Annotated in this window: 1 rRNA gene; it reads left to right on the forward strand. The window is 52.2% G+C overall.

Annotated features, from left to right (window positions below):
- Positions 1 to 1,654, forward strand: a 23S ribosomal RNA gene (locus tag BUQ87_RS14870); the annotation flags it as partial.

The raw sequence follows: 1,654 nt of genomic DNA on the forward strand, positions 1-1,654 counted from the left end.
AGGGGGTAGAGCACTGACTGTCCTAGGGGCCCTTTGGGTTACCGAAGACTATCAAACTCCGAATACCTTGTTCTTTTTCCCGGGAGTCAGTCTATGGGTGATAAGGTCCATGGACAAAAGGGTAACAGCCCAGACCATCAGCTAAGGTCCCAAAGTGTGGATTAAGTGGAAAAGGATGTGGGATTGCACAGACAACCAGGATGTTGGCTTAGAAGCAGCCACTCATTCAAAGAGTGCGTAATAGCTCACTGGTCGAGTGATCCTGCGCCGAAATATTACCGGGGCTAAAATCCACCACCGAAGCTATGGATCCGTAAGGATGGTAGGGGAGCGTTGTATAAGGAGCGAAGCTGTACCGCAAGGAGCAGTGGACTTTATACAAGTGAGAATGTTGGCATGAGTAGCGAGAGGCAGGTGAGAATCCTGCCGGCCGAAAACCCAAGGTTTCCTGAGGAAGGTTCGTCCTCTCAGGGTTAGTCGGGGCCTAAGCTCAGGCCGAAAGGCGTAGGCGATGGACAACAGGTTGATATTCCTGTACCACCAACCACCATTTGAGTGATGGGGTGACACAGTAGGATAGGCCATCCTTCAGTTGGTTTTGAAGGTCCAAGCGTTAAGGGAGTCGAAATAGGCAAATCCGTTTCGATAATTCTAAGGCGTGATGGGGAGCGAAATTTAAGTAGCGAAGTGGTTGATTTCACACTGTCAGGAAAAGCCTCTAACGAGGTGGAAGGTGCCCGTACCGCAAACCGACACAGGTGGGTGAGGAGAGAATCCTAAGGCTAGCGAGAGAACTATTGTTAAGGAACTCGGCAAAATTACCCCGTAACTTAGGGAGAAGGGGTGCCCCGTTAGTGTGAAAGCATGAGGGGGCCGCAGAGAATAGGCCCAAGCGACTGTTTACCAAAAACATAGGTTTCTGCTAAGTCGCAAGACGAAGTATAGGAGCTGACGCCTGCCCGGTGCTGGAAGGTTAAGGGGATGTGTTAGAGCAATCGAAGCATTGAACTTAAGCCCCAGTAAACGGCGGCCGTAACTATAACGGTCCTAAGGTAGCGAAATTCCTTGTCGGGTAAGTTCCGACCCGCACGAAAGGCGTAACGATTTGGGCGCTGTCTCAACAATAGACTCGGTGAAATTGTAATTCCGGTGAAGATGCCGGATACCTGCGACAGGACGGAAAGACCCCGTGGAGCTTTACTGCAGTTTGGCATTGGATTTCGATGCTGCATGTACAGGATAGGTGGGAGGCTTGGAAAGTGGAACGCAAGTTTCGCTGGAGCCGTCCTTGGGATACCACCCTTGCAGTATTGAGGTTCTAACCATGTACCGTGAAACCGGTACTGGGACACTGTCTGACGGGCAGTTTGACTGGGGCGGTCGCCTCCTAAAGAGTAACGGAGGCGCCCAAAGGTTCCCTCAGCACGGTCGGAAATCGTGCGAAGAGTGCAAAGGCATAAGGGAGCTTGATTGCGAGACATACAGGTCGAGCAAGGACGAAAGTCGGGCTTAGTGATCCGGTGGTTCCGAGTGGAAGGGCCATCGCTCAACGGATAAAAGCTACCCCGGGGATAACAGGCTTATCTCCCCCAAGAGTCCACATCGACGGGGAGGTTTGGCACCTCGATGTCGGCTCGTCTCATCCTGGGGCTGG

The organism is Peptoclostridium litorale DSM 5388, assembly GCF_900141635.1.
GTDB lineage: Bacteria > Bacillota > Clostridia > Peptostreptococcales > Peptostreptococcaceae > Peptoclostridium > Peptoclostridium litorale.